This window comes from Roseibacillus ishigakijimensis, from assembly GCF_016595415.1.
GTDB lineage: Bacteria > Verrucomicrobiota > Verrucomicrobiia > Verrucomicrobiales > Akkermansiaceae > Roseibacillus > Roseibacillus ishigakijimensis.
On the sequence record NZ_JAENIO010000024.1, the window covers coordinates 11,996 to 28,720 of the forward strand.

Genomic DNA, 16,725 nt, shown 5'->3' on the forward strand with positions numbered 1-16,725 from the left:
CCTTCTCATGAAATTCCTCTTTTTCCTCCTCTCCCTCCCTTCTTTCGCTCTCGCGAAGCCCAATGTGATCTACGTCCTCGCCGACGACCTCGGCTATGGCGACCTCTCCTGCTATGGGCAGGAAAAATTCACCACTCCGAACCTCGACCGCTTGGCCACCGAGGGCATGAAGTTCACCAATCATTACTCGGGCAACACCGTCTGCTCCCCCTCGCGGGCAGTGCTCATGACCGGTATCGAGTCCGGCAAATGCTACCTGCGCGGCAATGTGCCGGGAGAAGAAAACGCGGCCTTGCCCACGGAACTGGTTACCGTTCCCGAGATCTTCCAGGCAGCAGGCTACCGCACGGGAGCCTTCGGCAAATGGGGTCTCGGGCGCACTCATCAGGAAGGGGCCGAGAATCCCCTCCACCACGGCTTTGACGAATTCCTCGGTTGGAAAAGCCAAACCATTGCCCACACCTACTACCCGAGTAGTTACGTTCACAATGGCCGGGAAATTCCCCTCGCGGAAGGGACCTACCTGCACCCACTCGTCATGAAAGCCGCGCGGGACTTCATCGCCTCCAGCGCCGAGGCCGGGGAACCATTCTTCTGCTACCTGCCCACCGCCATTCCCCACGCCGCCATGCACGCCCCCCCGGAATTGCACGAGAAATGGCGCAAAGTCTTTCCCCAATTCGATCAACGCATCGGCAAATACGGGGCCGGTCCCACCGAAAGCGCGCCTGATGTGGTCAACCCCATCGCCGGTTTCGCCGCCATGATGGAACACCTCGATAACGAAGTGGGAGCCATTCTCGCCCTGTTGGAGCGACTGGATATCGACGACGAAACCCTCATCTTTTTCGCCAGCGACAATGGCGCCCATCGCGAAGGAGGGCATGACCCGGAGTTCTTCAACTCCACGGGCGGTCTGCGCGGGCACAAACGCGACATGCACGAAGGCGGCATCCGCAGTCCCTTCCTCGCCCGCTGGCCCGGCCACATTGCGGCGGGAAGCTCCTCGGACCATCTCAGCGGTTTCCACGACCTTCTCCCCACCATCTGCGAGCTGCTCGACACCGACATTCCTGCCCAAAATACAGGACTCTCTTTCCTCCCCACCCTCACCGGCCAAGGCCAGCAGGAAAAGCACGACTATCTGCATATCGAATTCACCCAAGGCCTCGCGCAGAAGCGCCATTCCCAAGCGCTCCGCTTTGGTCCTTGGAAAGCCTACCGACGAGCCGGAAAAGCCCTGGAACTCTACCATCTCGGCAACGATCCCTTTGAGGAGAACGATCTCGCCAGCGACCCCGGACAGCGTGAAATCGTGAGCAAAGCCCGGCAACTCCTCGATATCGCCTCCGCGCCTTTGGCTCCTTGAGCCGCCCACCGCCACGGCCTTCGTGCAATCTCATAACTATCTTTCGCTAGGGACAAACACCTCTTATTCGGGAGGCACTCTCTCCGATGATGATGGAGTCAACCGCCGGCAAAGCTTCACCTTGGCCTCTTGCGCTACTACGACGGGGCCCCCTTCCAAATACGTTTCTTTTCCGTCCCGAATGTCGCCTCAGGCATTGGGGGCCCTGCGGATCCGGGACCAGAAGTCGCCTCCTTCACAATTCCAATCAGTGGGATGTCGGCGGGAGACGTCAGTCAAATCGTCACCATCGCCTTGGACCCAGGGGAACAGTTCGACTTGGCGGCCAGCGTCGGTTCCTCCGGATACGCGATGGAGATTCGAGCCATCAACGGCGATCCAGAGGGAGACGGCTGGATCATGCAATGGGGCGGCACGGGCGGAGACAGCTACCCCGACGGCTATCACGGAGAGCCTTGGGACGGCGGTCGGAGCTTGGCCTTCCGAGACATGAGCTTCGCCCTAACCGGCTCCCCCATCCCCGAGCCCTCCGCAGTCTTTCTTTCTGCTCTCGGGCTTCTCGCCCTCGGCCGCCGCCGGAGGTGATCCGCTCTCCCGCTTTCGTGATTCATCAAGAAAAGGCTCGCCGCACCCCGCAGCGAGCCTTTTTGCTCTATTTAACCATGAAATAGGGAAGAGCCTAATGCGATCAATTTGAAAGCAACCCACCTCTCATTCCTCTGAAATCCGGAAGAATTGTTTCGGCCGAGCCGCCAGATTCACCGTGAGCGAGAAAAGCCCCCAGCCTTCGCCATCCGTGGTCACCCTCACCTCGGGTAAGGTCTCGAAACCGTCCAGCAAAGAAACACTGCTTTGCAAGACATACTCCTGATGAGCCAAGGCCTGGAAAGAAAGCTCGAAGGTATCGGGCGGGATGACTTCCGCGCGCACGATATCAATCGTGGCCTCTGGCCTGTCGACCACCGGGATAATCTGCAATCCCTGCAAAGTCCCGAAGGCGGCATTGGTCGGATCCACATTGACTACGACAAATTCATCATCGGAAAGAGTGACGATTTCACTAAAATAGTTCTGCCCCTCCGTCCACTCCGCGGGAGCACCCGCAATCCCGACCTGAGCCGGGCCGAGCAGAGGCTCGCTCGAACCATCGCCGGGCTGGGTGCCAAAGGCGACATCGTAGGTGCGCCCTGGCTGGCTGCCTTCCCGAACGAGTGCCACCACGCGATAGCTACCTGCGGCCAGCCCCTTCACGCGCGCGACGAGATTCTTGTCGCCGCGGGTGAACAGCCAGTCAGACATGAGAGCCGTCTCATAGAGATTGGACCCATCCGGGGCTCCGTCGCCAGATTCCTCCGGCTCGTCATCGAAGTCGAAAGCTCCGTCCATCAGGGTGCCAAAGTCGATCTCCAAGCCCGGGAGAGGCTCCCCGGTGGTTGAGACAAGGGTTTTGCCGCTATCACCATGCAGGGAATTGAAAACAACCTCCTCCGCGCCGAGCCAGGCAAGGGCGTGAGCCGGAGTCTGGCCTTCCCCCGCTGCCGGGGCATAGCTTCCTGCATACTTCAAAGTGTTGCCCACCGAGGTCTCCACATCAAACTGCACCGCTGCCACCACAGGCTCTACCACGGGAACGCTGTTGGCGTCATCAGGGTCACTGCCATAAGAGACCTCTACCCCGTCACCATACCCATCCTCATCCGAATCGAACTCAGTGGGATCGGAACGGTAAGGGGCGCTCGCGCTTGACCCGGTATCAGGATTTTCCTCCCCATCGAGGAGACCATCACCATCGGTATCGGGCAGAAGGGGGTTGGACCCGGTTTCATTCACACTGCCCCACGCACCATAGTTATCCTCCGCGCCATCGGAATACCCGTCCTTATCGGTATCAGGGTCTTGTGGACGAGTGCCAATGGAGAACTCCTCGAAGTTATCCAGTCCATCATTGTCTGGATCCCCCGTATCCCCAAAAGGACCGCTATCAGAGGTCGGGTCCAGCCCTTCTGCAATCTCCCAGGCATCGGGGAGTTCATCATCATCAGTATCCTCCCAGTTGGGATTGGTCACGAAGCCATCTTCTCCGGCCACGATTTCCTCCCCGTCTGGGATACCGTCATTGTCGCTATCAGCCGACAAGGGATTAGTGAGATCTCCCGGGGCCGAGCCCAAGACATCATTCTGGTAAGGGTTCAAGTTGTTGACCGGAGACGCTTCTTCCCCATCGCTCAATCCGTCGTCATCCGAATCGGAGTCGGCGGGATTCGTGCCCGCGAGATATTCTTCCAGGTTTTCCAGCCCATCTGCATCAAAGTCGGCCCCGGCATCATCTTCCCCCACAAGCAAGCCATAGGTATCCTCCCAGGCATCATTCATCCCGTCATTATCGCTATCGACAAACACCGGCACGACATCGAGATAACTGGTTCCAATACGAATCTCGTCAACCTCGTGGGAACTTCCTTGGAAGCTCCCGAAGCCAAGCAAATCAAAGGAGAGATCTTGATAAGTGACCGAACCGGAACTCACCTCGGGCTCAACGGCCCCGGGGTCGAGATACACCGAAATGGTGTCTTGATCGTCAGCTCCGAAATCGAGACGGAAGACAACCAAGCGTTCGCTGTCACTCGCTTCTCCCGTCTCAACGGCAACGGCAGTAGCCGCGTTCTTATCCACGAGCAGACCATAATCTGGAGCCGCCGGATTGGTGTCCACTCCAAAAGAGAAAACAGTGTTATTGTCAGCTTGGGAACCGCGCCAGAATTCAAGAATCTGAGAGCGGGGAATATCGATAAAGTTGAGTTTGTGAAGGAAACTCACGTAAATTGTGGTTCCTTCCACACCCGGGGCGACCTCACTGCCCAGCGGCAAGAAAGCCCGCGCGCTGGCAGTGGATTGCACCGCCCGGCCCCCGGCGGAGAGAAAGCCCTCCGGCTCGTTCACTACCAGGCTGCTGGTGCCCACGGCATTGTCTGTCGTGCCTCCCGCCTGTAGAGTCCAGGCAAAACCATTGTTGATCTGCCCGGCCAGCGAGCCTTCGGGGTAATCAAAGGGCTCGTAAAACTTAAGTTCACCCCATGCGCTAGTGGCCAGTCCCAGTATGAGAAAGGTGTTTTTCGTCATTGTTTCGTATGATCAAAAGCTAACACAGCCCCCTTCTCAGGCCCGCTTGCGACGGAAAGCAGCTGCCACCCCACCAAGGGCCAACAGTGTCGTAGCAGGCTCGGGCACGGGAGAGACATCCACCCAGGAATCCCCCATGCGCAACTCATCCAAGACCATGGTTTGATTATTGGAAAACATCCCGATGCGAAGACGGTCAAAGGTGAAGTCCTGGGTGCCACTGGCAACCGATTGAAAACTCCCGCCAGTGGGTGTTGCCCCATTCCCCAAACTGGAGGAATCGGGGTCCACCCACACATTGAAGACCGGGACCGTCTGGGTCATATCGAATTGCGCCACCATGAAGTGAGTGCCGGAATCAAATGCGGTCGCGGTGGAGTTGAACTGATTGCCAGTCATCGGAGTTCCCGCCCCACTGTAGAGACGATGGCTATACCCTCCATTGATGGCGCCAAAGAAAGTAGCTTCGGTAGAGCCAAAGAGGGAAAGGCCCGCCGTGGACGTGGTTGCCTGAATCAAAAAGCTCATCCACACCTCGGAGCCATCCCCGCCCATCGTGACAGCCAGGTCGCGATACATGGCCACGTTGTCGTTCGAGCGCGTTCCCGAGGCCGCGTTTCCACTAGTTAGGAGAGGGCCGTAGGTGAGGGAACCAGCGGAGACAGTCAAGTTGCCGGGCGTGGAACCAGCGCTCGAGCCTACATCCCAAGCGTCCCCCCCACCGGCAAAGCCCGAGCCTCCACTTTGTCCGGAGAGCCCGGAGTTCTCTGCATAGTCAAAGCCTTCATAGAGGGTCAAGGCTCCGAAGGCAGAGAGGGGGCCGATTGCAAAGAAGGCCAGAACAAGGTTTTTTGTAGTCGTCATGAGTGTGAAATGAGTTGTGGTGTTGATGAGAATCCGGGGACTTCCCAGAGTGGGGACGAAGAAAGAGAGTTTTTTGCCATTTGCCATCTGGCCATTAGTCTAGGTGCTTAAAGGAGAACCTAGACCAATGGCCAGTTCCCTCTCCTGCCGCCCATCCGCCATGCTCCCCCTCATGTTGACGCAATGCCCCTGTCCCGCCCGCCCGCTGCATTTGGCGGCCCTGGCGCTTTCTCTCCTCACCACCGCTCTCCCGGCGCAGAGCGACGAGGAAGGTTTCACCTTTCGCCTTTTCGACATTCAGGAAGAAATGGATCGCCTCTATCCCCTTCGGGAAGGCCAGTCCCCCAATGTGGACGAAAAGCATGCCGTAATCGATTATGAAAGCACCCAATCCTTCGCGGGCTTTGCCGACCAATTTCTAGTCGAGCTCAGTGGCCGTCTCCGCATCACGACCCCAGGGCTCTATCAGTTCCGGCTCACCTCGGACGACGGCTCCACCCTGCACCTCAACGAGACCCTTCTCATTGCCAATGACGGCGTCCATGCTGCCGTGGCGGAGGTGGGCGAGGTCGAGCTGGAAAGCGGTGACCACGACTTTGCCATCAGATACTTCGAGAATGCCGGGGGTCAACGCCTCCTCTTAGAATGGCAGCTCCCGGGCGCGAGTGCCTTTGTCCGAGTTCCTGCCGAAACCTTTCGCACCTTGGCCAACGTCACCCGGGTGGTGGCTCCCGGAAAGAAAGAAATCATCCGCCCCGGCGGTCAGGAAAGACCAGGCAACGGACAAGCCTTGGCCGGCATCCACCCCTCCTGGTCCCTACGCATGGCGCGTCCCGCCGACTTCACCCCCAAGGTTGGGGCCCTCGCCCTCCACAACGATGGCCGACTCTTCGTCGCCACCTTCGAGCCCAATCAATTCGGCTTTCCCGAGCCTTCCCCCGGAGGCGACGGCAAAGTCTATGCTCTCACCAATCCCGACCATCCCGACCCCAGCCAAATCGAGGTCACCGAAATCGCAAACGGGCTTTCCGAACCGCTGGGAATGACCTTTGTCGACGGCGACCCGGTGGTCAGCGAACGCCTCGCCATCACCCGCCTCCTGGACGAGGACGGAGACGGCTTCTATGAAACCCACGAAACACTGACCGAGGGGTGGACCTCAGACAATTACCATCACTTCCATTTCGGTTTGTTGGAAAAAGAAGGATTCCTTTACTCCGCACTCTCCACCGCCATCAATCGCTCCAGCGACTTCCCGGGGCAGGAAGGTCAACACCGGGGCCTTAACGGGGCCAACCCACCCCATCGAGGTTCCCTTATGAAAACCAATTTGCTCACCGGAGAACACCAATTCATCGCGGGGGGACTGCGCACTCCCAACGGTTTTGCTCTGGGGCCGGAAGGGACCATTCTGAATGCCGACAATCAAGGAGGCTGGGTTCCCACGAGCAAAATTCAAGTTCTCGAAGAAGGCCGCTTCTACGGATTCTACAATGACACCCAACTCACCAATAGCAACTATCCCGAGGGTGGCGCCCCCAGTGACTTTGCGGACCAACCAGTGACTCCGCCCGCACTCTGGCTCCCGCACAGCGAAGTCGCCAAGTCGCCCTCCCAAATCGTGCCTTTGGAAAGTGGAATCTACGCCGGGCACTATCTCTTCGGCGAAGTGACCTTGGGAGGAATCCGCCGCGCTTCCTTGGAAAAAGTCAACGGCGTCTGGCAGGGCTGCGCCTATCGCTTCAGCCAAGGCTTCGAGGGCGGAGTCAACCGCTTGCTCTGGTCCCCGGAGGGCTCGCTCTACGTGGGCTGTATCGGAGCAACCTCCAATTGGTCCTGGCGGGGCACGACCTCGGGCTTGCAACGGCTCGAACCCAGGGCGGATGGCACCATCGCCTATGATGTCAAGCAGGTGCGCGCCCTGCCCGATGGCTTTGAGATCGAATACACCAAGCCCATCGACCCCAGCTATGCCCGACACGCCTCCAACTTCGCGGTGCAGCAATGGACTTATACCCCCACGCCCGACTACGGTGGACCCAAGCAGCAGCAGGCTTCCCTGCTGGTGACCGCCGCCACCCTTTCTGCCGACGGTCGCCGGGTGCAACTGCAGGTCAACGGGCTGCGTGAAGGCTTCGTCCATCATCTCGTGGCCGATCCCCCTTCCGCCACGGGAGAGACCCTCTGGACGACAGAGGCCTGGTATACCCTCAATGCCATTCCCACCAAAGCGGCCGAAGCCATTCGCGAGGTCACCCTGTCCCCCTCCTCGGTGTTGGAAAACCAAGAAGCGGGAACAGTGGTGGGAACATTTTCCGCCACCCATGAGGATGCGGAGGCCGTGCTCACCTTCACCCTGCCGGAGGGCCAATCCGACAACGAGCATTTCTATCTCGAAGACCGCACCCTGCTTACCGCGACTTCCTTCGACTTCGAGCGCTGCTCCGACTACTCCCTGCTCCTGCGCGTCAATGACGAGCTCGGCAACTTCAAGATCCTCCATTTTGAGGTCTCCGTTTTGGACGACCCCGAGGAGCACGCCCCCAATGCCTTGGCCTTGAGCTCGCACCTCATCCCCCTACCCCACCCGACCAGCTATCAAATTGCGGAGGTCGGGGTCAGCGACCCCGACCCGGGCGATATCGACTCGGACAATACCCTGAGCCTGGACGATACCGCCAACCTCCTGGCCGCCGAGAGCTTCAACTATTCCGATGGCTCCCTCGCCGGACAAAGCGGAGGCCAGGGCTTCTCCGGCCCTTGGAACAACGTCAGCGGGACCACCAGCACGAGCAATCAGGCAGCCTACCAGAGCAGCGAAAGCGCACGTATCGTGCGACTCCTCGACACCTCCCCCAGCAGCCCCCTGGCCACCTACCTCGATAGCGCGGGCAATCTGGGCAAAGATGGCACGACCCTCTATCTCTCCTACCTGCAGCAGCTCCCCCAGGGCGGTCTCAACAGCACTGGCATCGTTGAAATGCGTCGCGATGGCAATGGAGACAACAACACCCAATTCAATACCGGGGTGGACACCAGCCCCGCCCCCGCCAGCTACGGCCTGCGCCTGAAACGAAACGCCTCCCTCACCCTACCCGCCCCTTCGGGAGCGACCAGCGAGCGCCACCGCTTGGTCTTGAAAATCGAATTCGGCCCCGCCAACGAGGACCGCATCTCTTTCTACCAAGACCCCACGGCCGGAGAAGAAAGCAACCCTATTGGCAGCCTGAGCGCCACCGACCTATCCTTTGACCGCATTGGCTTCGGCTCCTTTCAAGGCGGGCAACTCCTCGTCGGCGATATTCGCCTCGCTGATAGTTTCGCCGCCGTAGTCCCCCAGACCACCCAGGGCAGTCATCTCCTCACCGTGGCAGCGGGAGAGGGAGATGAAGACAACCAACGCTTCAAACTCCTCGACAAGCGACTCCTCACTGGCACCAATCTCTCCTCCGGCACCTACCGCATCCGCCTCCAGGCCACCGACAGCGCCGGCCTTTCCCATCAACAATCCTTCCTTCTCTATGCCGGCGATGGTCTAGCCGACGACGATGGGGACGGCCTCAACAACCGCGACGAAGTGCGCCACGGCCTCGACCCTTCCAACGGCACCGACGCGAGCCTGGACCGCGATGGCGACGGCCAGGACGACCGGGCCGAGATTCTGGCCGGGAGCGATCCCTTGGACCCCCAATCGCGCTGGCAAGCCTCTCTCGGACACCGCGAGAGTCAACTCGTGCTGGCAGGGACCACCCGCCGAGGGCACTTCTATGCCCTGCAAGAAAGCGACGACCTGCTCACCTGGGCTCCCCGGGGAGAAAGCATCGTGGCCCATGGTGAGCTCACCGAATGGCTGCTCCCTATCGGGCTCTCCTCCCCCACCCGCCGCTTTCTCCGACTCTCGGCGGATCCTTTCGCGGGAACAGCCATCGACCTCCTTGCCAACGGCTTGTCAGATTGGCGTTTTGTTAATAGCGACCCTGCAGAATGGAATTTCGAGAAAAGCAGCGGCATCCTCAAGCACGTCCGCTCTCTCTCCAGCGGATTCATCGCATACCCGGGCACATTCCGTAATTTCATCCTTCGCTTACAGTTCAAGACCACTCCCGGCACCAACGCGGGGATCTTCACGCGCGCCGATCCCGCCAGTACCCAACCCTGGGTCGATGGCAACGAGATTCAGATTGACAATATCGACCCGGAGGGACCAGACCGGGAAACGGGCTCGGTCTACCGCCGCATTGCCGCCTCCCCCCCCTTCGATCCCGCCGACGGGGTCTGGCACAGCCTGGAGATCCGCCAAATCGAGAACAGCATCCGAGTGACCATCGACGGCCTGGTGCTGGTCGACGCTCTCGACACCAAGCTCTCCCACCCCGGGTTCGACTGGCGCGACGAGGGATTCATCGGACTTCAGGACTCCCACCACAATCCACTCGGAACCACCATCGAGTATCGGAACCTCCACCTCTTTCCCCTCCCCTAATCGCGCAAGGAATATCCCTCCCTTGCAGCACTCAGTCGTCCAGGTGAATCAGCCCCCGCCGCACGGCGGTGACTGCGGCCTGGGTGCGGTCTTCCACGTCCAGCTTGGCCAGGAGGTTGGAAATGTGCAGCTTCACCGTGGCCAGGGAGAGGCTCAATCTATCCCCAATCTCCTTGTTGCTGAGTCCTTCAACCAGAAGAACAAGCACCTCATGCTCTCGCTCCGTCAGAGGTCGCCGCTGCTGTTGACGCTGAAGCTTGTTTCGCAACTCTGTTGGCAAATAGCACTCCCCCCGCGCCACCGTGGAGATAGCATCCAGCAGTTCCTCGGTCTCCGCATTCTTGGAGAGATAGCCCTTGGCCCCCGCCTGCAGAGCCCGTCCGATGTCATCCTCGCCATCATAGACACTGAGGAAGAGAACCCGGGCCCCGGGAAAAGCCGCCAGCAAGTCCCGCGTACTCGCCACCCCGTCCCGGCCCGTGAGGCGATAATCCATCAACACCACATCGGGCCGCAAGTCCCCATATCTTTCCACGATATTCTCTCCCCCCGACAACTCCCCCACTACCTCCATCGTAGGCTCGGAAGCAATCGCCTCAATGGTGCCAATACGCACGATGATGTGATCATCAACTAACAGAATGCGAAGACGGCGGGTAGTTGTCATAGCCAGAAATCAATTGGGCAACCACACCCGCACCAGAGTGCCCACTCCAACTTTGCTTTCAATGGAAATCTCCGCCCCAATCGACCTCGCTCGTTCGCGCATCCCCTGCAGCCCGAACCGTCCCCGCCCAACTCCATTCGAGACCTCGAATCCCCGCCCCTCATCCAGGATCGTCAACTCCATTCCCTTGGGCAACTCCCGACGACGGACCTCCACCCGCCGGGCTCCCCCATGCCGCAGGGCATTGTAGCTCGCCTCCCGCACTATCTTCGTGAGGTTCCGTTCCACCCGCGCATCACGCTCCACCCGAGGCCCATCCTCCCTGAAGTCGATAACGGCCCCCAACTGGGCGGCTTCCGCCAAGAGAACCTGATCCTCACCATAGTTCGACTTCCCCATCCGCTGATTTTGCCGCAAATCCTGAATCGATTCCCGCGACTCCTTCTGGCAATGCTCGGCCATCCGTCGGGCCAGGAAAACCCCATCCTTCACCGCTGCCATTTCCCCCGACCGCAATCGGCGCTCGACGTTGCTCAATTGACGCCCCAGCCCCGCAATGGTCTGCTCCAGAGAATCATGCAAATCCCGCGCCAACCGCTCACGCTCCCGCATAGTGACCTCCCGCTCCACCTGCTGGTGTATCAAAGCCGTCTGCTCCCTCACCTTGCGCTTGAGAAGGACAACCCATCCCAGAAAGATCAAGATCGCCATCAACAGCAGCGAAGCCAGCAACAAGACACGACCCGAAGTCCACCACGAGGGCCGGCTGAGAACCTCCACATCTCCGAGATGGCGCAAAAGAAGGGAAAAGCGATCCGCTTGATAGACATGAGCCACCGCTTGGCTGGACGCGAGCAAGCAAATACCCCTCATCCGCACGAGAGAATCCGGAACCAAGGAATCAGGCACCTCCTGCGGCCCATGCACGTTCGCCACAAAGCGCTGATCTTCACTTTCACAAAGCAGCTCCAGCCCCTCCTCGTTCACCGCCACCGACAACAATCGAGCTTGAATGGCGACTAAACTCTGATGGTAATCCACCTCAAAAACCTCTTGCCCGGCGCGGAACTCCCGCACCGCCAGGGGCTGCCCCGCCCCCCGGCGAGTCACGGTCAGACTATTTACCACCGGAGCAAAAGGCTCGTAAACCACCGTGCCCAGAACCTCCACTTCCTCCCCCAAGGGTAAGGCCTCTTCCTCGCGCAACCGCACCATCAGCGAATTCTTTCTATCCTGGAGGTAAAGCTCCTTGCCCTCACTGTGAGCGACCACCCCGCGCACCCGCACCGAGTGGGTAGCACTGGTCTCCAACCGCATCAATTGATCCAGCGGCACCAGCGGCACGGGAGTTCCCCGCCCGCTCAACACCGTGATATCCTTCAGCGAATGAAGCTGGAAAATGCGTCCCGTCATTTGACGACGGGAGTTCCACTGCGTGGCCGCCACCCCCCGGCATCGGACGGCCTGATTGACCAATCCTTCGGCCGCAGCCTCCACCTCCGCCGTCCGGGGCAGAACCAGATTGTAAACTGCACCCAGGCAAGCCAAGCGCAGCGAGAGCACTTGCCCGGTTCGAACCGTCTCCAGAACCACCCCTGAGAACTCCATCCACTGACAATCGCTGTAGGGGTCGGCCAACAGCTCTCGTGTCGCCACCATCGGACGCGGAAGAGGCTGGGGAGCCAGTTTGCGGAGCTCCCTGGCATCGATGTGGGGCAGGAAGTGACCGGGATTACTCGTTCCGCTCACCAGCACAACATCGCCCTGTTCGAGTTGCACCCGTTCCCGCAGTCTCTCGGCCAATGAGACGTAAATGCCCACTTCCCCATCGTGGGCGAAGAAGCCATGCCTCTCTGGACCGAACTTCAACACCTGCACCTCCACTCGCACCGGCATTTTCTCCGCAGCCTTCCCGGTGGTGAGAGCCCGCACCCCGGCGAGGGATCGCAGTAATTCTTTCCCTGACGCGGAGCCGACAACCAGCCCCCACATCACCATTAGCAGCCCCGCCCGGCGCAAGCGCCCGAAGTAGCTTCTCAACCCACCTCCCGATTCCGCACTCATCACCCCTCCAGTCTGGGCAAGCGCAGCCTTCCGGGCAATTTTTTCCCACTCCGACCGCTTATATCGGAATTCACTTACAGCTCATTTAAGTGACAATATTGACCCCAATCAATCTTGGCCTTGGATGGAACAAATCGGCATAAGCCGGGACTTTTCACTCATACATGAAGACCACCCTATTTTCCACGCTTTTGATCTCCCTCGGAGCCAGTTCCTTACCGGGAGCATTGAGCGAAGTCACCTACAGCCTGCAGGAAGGCGAAGACGGCTATGCAGGCAGCGCCCAATTGCGCATCCGGGCCAACGGTGACGTCAACGATGGTGCCGCCGTGGATACCGGCCACCCCGACCCCTCCCAACGACAGACCTTTTACCTCGATGGCGGCTTCGATGCCGAGAGCAACCGTGCGGACATGCTCTTTCGCTTTGAGAACGCCCTCGCAGACCTCCCCGCCGGAGCGGTGATTACCCAGGCCCGCTTCGAGCTCACCACCTCCGATGTCACCACTTCCAATCCCTCGGGCGGCACCTTCAATGTCTACCGCCTCACCAACGGCTTCGACCCCGGCAGCACGACCTACGCGAATCTCTCCGCTGCAGGTGGCGTCCAGATGGGTGAGTCCGCAGATATGCTCTCGGGCTCTTTCTCCGGCATGACTGCCAATGGCACCACCGTCTCCGCCGACGTCACCCGCATCGTCCAATCCTGGGTCAATGGCGACCCGGTCCATGGCTTCGGCGTGCGCAGCGACCGCTCCAACGATGGCTGGAGTGTGGAAACGGTCTCTTCGAGCCAAACCAGCGGTCGCCCCAAGCTGGTCATCAGCTACACCACCGATCCGGTCCAGCTCCACGAGTACCAACAGGGCAAAAATGGCTACGCGGGAGGCCGCCATGCCCTCATCAGCTCCAATTCCCCGACCGAAATGGTCGCCACTGCGGCGCAGGTTTTCCTCGATGGCAGCGATGGAGACCAATCTTACGATGATCCTTATCTCCTGGCCTTCGACGGGGTGGAAAACGACATCGCCGGTCAACAGGTCGAGCTCGGGGAGCTGACGCTGGTCACCGGATTTGCCAGCAGTGCGGCCGACTCGGGTGGTCCCTACACCATCCACCAGCTCTTGCTGCCCTTCGACCAGTCGACCGTGGTTTACGACGACTTCGCCGGAGACGTGACCGCCATGATGGCCGCCAACCAGATTGGACCCGCCGTGGCCGCCTTCACCGGGATGTCCGATACCGAAGTGGTCACTGCTGATGTCTCGGCCATCCTGCAGAACTGGGCGGATGGCGAGGCCAACTACGGCTTCTACATCGCAGCCGACGGAACGTCCAATGGCTGGCAAATCTTTTCCAACGACGATCCGGAATTTGCTCCCTATCTGCGCATCATCACCAGCCAGATTCCCGAGCCCTCCACCACTCTCTTCGCCGCCATGGCGCTCGTTCCCCTTTTGCGCCGTCGCCGCTAGCCCGCCTGGCGACTTCCTTCCTCACAAGCGCGGCCGGGGCCTCCCCTGCCGCGTTTTTTCTTTTCTCCTGCCAGAATTCACCATTCCCCCGGGGTCGTCATCCCGCTAGGCTGATGCCCGTGCCACACACCGCTGACAGCCCCCCCCGCAAGCGCCCCAGCTTTTTCTGGTGGGCCCTCGTCAATCTGCTGGCCCTGGCTTTCGCCGTGCTCACTTGGACCGGCTGCTATTTCCTTTTTCAATTTCCCGAAAAGCCTTGGAACTATTCCCTCCTCGAGCGCCTGGGCCGCTTGCCGGAAATTTCATTCTTTGACGGCAAAGACCTCCCCAAGGGCAGCACCTTGACCCCAGAGCAGCTCTACGGGCTCATCTATGCCCGCAAGAGCCCGGGCGCGCCCGGCCAGCCAGGGCTCCTCGATGCCACCACCCTCAAGACGCTCAACGAGCAATTGAAGCGCAACTACATCACCAATTTTTCCTCGCCGCTTAATGTCAACTACATCAGAGGAACCTGGCGCATTCTGTCAGTTCGGGAGTTGACTGAAGCGGATTTTGCCAGCGAAGGCTTTGCGGTCCTGGCACAAGCCCTCGCCGTTCCTGCCGATCAGCTCGATACCAGCAATCCCCAGCTGCTCCCCTTTCCGGTGGAATTGGAGATCATCCTTCCCACCGCCCCCGGGGTCACCATTCCGGCTGATACCCAAATCACCACCGACAACTCCTTCGAAATTGATCGCGCCCGCTACGGCCTGGCGATCCTTCACGTCACCGCCACTGGCACCGTGGACGAGCCGGTGAGCCGCATCACCTGCATCCCGCTCCTCGATCGCGACTTTCGCCTCAGTAAAGACACTCGGATCAAGCTCACCGCCCCCTCCCAGCTCAATCCCTCGGGAATCTTTCCCCTCTTTAAAGATGCGAAGAGAACCCCTCCCGCACCCGAGAGGGGCGAGCTTCCAAAGAACCGGTGAAAGAGCTTCAGTCCCGCCGGATGCGAATGACGGTCTCTCCCGGGCGATAGAGATCGAGCAAGTCCCGGCCGCGCAACTCTTGGAATTCACGGTCATCACGGAGAGCGCGCAGCTCCCGCTCTTTCTGATCTTCGAGGGCCAGCGCTTCCTTTTCAAGAGCCTCCACGGCAGCCAGGTCTCCCTCCAGCCGTTGCAACTCCTTCCACTGAGGATAGGCGGTCACCCCCACCGCGACGCAGATGAGAAAAAGCAACAGGACCAGGGCGCAGCGATTGAGAAAAGCAATGCTCTGCGTGCGCGCTTCCATGACCTGACGGCTGGGCACGCGCTTGCGGGCAGTCGCCTTCGAACGGCCAGCACGCCGGGCAGTGGTTTTTTTGCGGGCAGCCATGGCGGCAGATTGCGCCAACTGCTTCACAAAAGCAAAATAAAACCGAGACACTGACTAGCTTGCCTGCGAAACAATCTTCAATGCCTCCTCAATGGTCTCATCTCCCGGATTGAGCTTTCTGGCTTCGAGAAAGCACTCTTTGGCCGCTGTCACCTTGTCCTGCAGATGGAGAATCATGCCCTTCTCATACCAGACCAAGGACCGGGAAGGGTCCAATGCCAAAGCTCGCTCAAAAGCCTCCAGGGCCTCGTCATGCTGGTCACTGAGGCGAAGGATACGTCCCCGCAAATACCAGACCTGCCCCTCCTCCGGCAGCAGCTCGGCGGCCTTCGCCGAGGCTTCCAGGGCGTCCTTGCGGTAATCTCCTTCCATCAGATTGGCCGCGTAGGAGGCCCAGATTTCGCCCCGCTCGGGAGCCAGATCCAAGGCTCGCTCGCAAGCGGTGACGGCCTTGTTCCAGTTGCGTTCGGCCGCCGCTTCCGCCGCTTTCATGAGCAAGGTGTCCACCTCGTCGAGCCCGCATTCCTCGGCCCGGAGCTTGGCCTTGGCGGCATCCTCGACCCGACCGGCCTGGGCGAGAAGGATGGAGTAAAGTTGCCAGTAGCCGCTATCCTTGGAGTCGCTCATCAGCGCGGATTCCACACACTGCAGCGCAGTGCTCAGGTCGCCTGCTTCCAAGGCGTCGAGGGCGCGGTTGTAATCATCATCTCCCACTTTGGACATGCCCTATTCCCCGCCGGATCAGTCGCCGCGACAAGGAAAAAAGCCCCCTCTCTCTCGCGGTGACAGGAATCAGGCCAGGATGGAAAGCACCGTTTGGGCGTCGGGAGCGGCCGCGAGAGCTTGCCGCGTTTCGCAGCTCAGGAAGCGCTTGCCGACATCGGCAAGGGTGAGGAGATGCTGACCACGCTTGGCCTCGGGGATGAGCATCATCACCACGAAGTGCACAGGAGCGTGGTCGCAGGCATCGAACTCCACCCCCTCGGCGGATCGGCCAAAGACCGCCACCGGTTCCGCCAAATCTTCCAGATAAGCATGGGGGATGGCCACGCCACAGCCCACTCCAGTGCTGATTTCCTCCTCCCGGCAACGCAGCGCTTCCAAAGCGCGATCGCGCATCCCGTTGAGAAGGATGCCCTGCTCCGCAAGGTGACCGACCAGTTCTTCCATCACTTCCGTGCAGGTGGTCGCCTGCAAGCTCAGGAAGACACGCTCTTCAGTGAGTAATTTCGCTAATTTCATAGCCCAAGGGGGGATTACGGGGGGGCTCGGGACGACCGGACCCGCCGCCGCCATCACCAGATATAACGGAGAACGCTCC

The 16,725-nt window shown here is 60.0% G+C and carries 12 protein-coding genes; 5 read left to right on the forward strand and 7 right to left on the reverse strand.

From position 1 onward, the window contains the following. Positions 1 to 7 precede the first annotated feature (7 nt). The gene (locus tag JIN78_RS10280; RefSeq protein WP_200391880.1) at positions 8 to 1,369 is read left to right on the forward strand and encodes an arylsulfatase; all 1,362 of its coding nucleotides are present in this window, start codon (positions 8 to 10) and stop codon (positions 1,367 to 1,369) included. A gap of 255 nt (positions 1,370 to 1,624) precedes the next feature. Beyond that, on the forward strand, positions 1,625 to 1,954 hold the full coding sequence (locus JIN78_RS10285; RefSeq protein WP_200391881.1) for a PEP-CTERM sorting domain-containing protein: 330 nt from the start codon (positions 1,625 to 1,627) through the stop codon (positions 1,952 to 1,954). Positions 1,955 to 2,080: 126 nt separating this feature from the next. Here the strand turns inward: JIN78_RS10285 and JIN78_RS10290 are convergent, their stop codons facing one another. Together JIN78_RS10290 and JIN78_RS10295 are read right to left on the reverse strand one after the other, a co-directional pair. Next, entirely contained in the window at positions 2,081 to 4,489 is a 2,409-nt protein-coding gene (locus JIN78_RS10290) for a hypothetical protein (protein ID WP_200391882.1), read from the reverse strand. Positions 4,490 to 4,525: 36 nt separating this feature from the next. Beyond that, complete coding sequence (locus JIN78_RS10295) at positions 4,526 to 5,353, reverse strand: PEP-CTERM sorting domain-containing protein (RefSeq protein ID WP_200391883.1); 828 nt, start codon at positions 5,351 to 5,353, stop codon at positions 4,526 to 4,528. Positions 5,354 to 5,525: 172 nt separating this feature from the next. Between JIN78_RS10295 and JIN78_RS10300 the strand changes: the two genes are divergently transcribed. Continuing rightward, positions 5,526 to 9,836, forward strand: a complete 4,311-nt coding sequence (locus tag JIN78_RS10300; RefSeq protein WP_200391884.1) for a 3-keto-alpha-glucoside-1,2-lyase-like domain-containing protein — start codon at positions 5,526 to 5,528, stop codon at positions 9,834 to 9,836. Positions 9,837 to 9,867: 31 nt separating this feature from the next. Here the strand turns inward: JIN78_RS10300 and JIN78_RS10305 are convergent, their stop codons facing one another. Together JIN78_RS10305 and JIN78_RS10310 are read right to left on the reverse strand one after the other, a co-directional pair. Beyond that, the gene (locus JIN78_RS10305) at positions 9,868 to 10,503 is read right to left on the reverse strand and encodes a response regulator (RefSeq protein ID WP_200391885.1); all 636 of its coding nucleotides are present in this window, start codon (positions 10,501 to 10,503) and stop codon (positions 9,868 to 9,870) included. A gap of 9 nt (positions 10,504 to 10,512) precedes the next feature. Further along, complete coding sequence (locus JIN78_RS10310; RefSeq protein WP_200391886.1) at positions 10,513 to 12,567, reverse strand: sensor histidine kinase; 2,055 nt, start codon at positions 12,565 to 12,567, stop codon at positions 10,513 to 10,515. Positions 12,568 to 12,731: 164 nt separating this feature from the next. Here JIN78_RS10310 and JIN78_RS10315 point away from each other — a divergent pair, with 164 nt between their 5' ends. Next, a complete protein-coding gene (locus tag JIN78_RS10315; protein ID WP_200391887.1) occupies positions 12,732 to 14,042 on the forward strand; it encodes a DNRLRE domain-containing protein in 1,311 nt (436 codons plus the stop codon). Positions 14,043 to 14,161: 119 nt separating this feature from the next. After that, entirely contained in the window at positions 14,162 to 15,013 is an 852-nt protein-coding gene (locus JIN78_RS10320; protein ID WP_200391888.1) for a hypothetical protein, read from the forward strand. A 7-nt stretch (positions 15,014 to 15,020) separates the two neighbouring features. Here the strand turns inward: JIN78_RS10320 and JIN78_RS10325 are convergent, their stop codons facing one another. From JIN78_RS10325 to JIN78_RS10335, 3 genes are all read right to left on the reverse strand, one after another. After that, a complete protein-coding gene (locus JIN78_RS10325) occupies positions 15,021 to 15,404 on the reverse strand; it encodes an FtsB family cell division protein (RefSeq protein WP_200391889.1) in 384 nt (127 codons plus the stop codon). Positions 15,405 to 15,458: 54 nt separating this feature from the next. Then, a complete protein-coding gene (locus tag JIN78_RS10330; protein ID WP_200391890.1) occupies positions 15,459 to 16,127 on the reverse strand; it encodes a tetratricopeptide repeat protein in 669 nt (222 codons plus the stop codon). A gap of 69 nt (positions 16,128 to 16,196) precedes the next feature. Further along, positions 16,197 to 16,646: a PTS sugar transporter subunit IIA gene (locus tag JIN78_RS10335; RefSeq protein ID WP_200391891.1), complete on the reverse strand. Its 450-nt coding sequence runs from the start codon at positions 16,644 to 16,646 to the stop codon at positions 16,197 to 16,199. Positions 16,647 to 16,725 lie beyond the last annotated feature (79 nt).

Bases quoted from the DNA above. Each gene is read 5' to 3' on its own strand.
- JIN78_RS10310 (WP_200391886.1), bottom strand. From the start codon at position 12,567: ATGAGTGCGGAATCGGGAGGTGGGTTGAGAAGCTACTTCGGGCGCTTG.
- JIN78_RS10300 (WP_200391884.1), top strand. From the start codon at position 5,526: ATGTTGACGCAATGCCCCTGTCCCGCCCGCCCGCTGCATTTGGCGGCC.
- JIN78_RS10325 (WP_200391889.1), bottom strand. From the start codon at position 15,404: ATGGCTGCCCGCAAAAAAACCACTGCCCGGCGTGCTGGCCGTTCGAAG.
- JIN78_RS10305 (WP_200391885.1), bottom strand. From the start codon at position 10,503: ATGACAACTACCCGCCGTCTTCGCATTCTGTTAGTTGATGATCACATC.
- JIN78_RS10315 (WP_200391887.1), top strand. From the start codon at position 12,732: ATGAAGACCACCCTATTTTCCACGCTTTTGATCTCCCTCGGAGCCAGT.
- JIN78_RS10335 (WP_200391891.1), bottom strand. From the start codon at position 16,646: ATGAAATTAGCGAAATTACTCACTGAAGAGCGTGTCTTCCTGAGCTTG.
- JIN78_RS10290 (WP_200391882.1), bottom strand. From the start codon at position 4,489: ATGACGAAAAACACCTTTCTCATACTGGGACTGGCCACTAGCGCATGG.
- JIN78_RS10295 (WP_200391883.1), bottom strand. From the start codon at position 5,353: ATGACGACTACAAAAAACCTTGTTCTGGCCTTCTTTGCAATCGGCCCC.
- JIN78_RS10330 (WP_200391890.1), bottom strand. From the start codon at position 16,127: ATGTCCAAAGTGGGAGATGATGATTACAACCGCGCCCTCGACGCCTTG.
- JIN78_RS10280 (WP_200391880.1), top strand. From the start codon at position 8: ATGAAATTCCTCTTTTTCCTCCTCTCCCTCCCTTCTTTCGCTCTCGCG.
- JIN78_RS10285 (WP_200391881.1), top strand. From the start codon at position 1,625: ATGTCGGCGGGAGACGTCAGTCAAATCGTCACCATCGCCTTGGACCCA.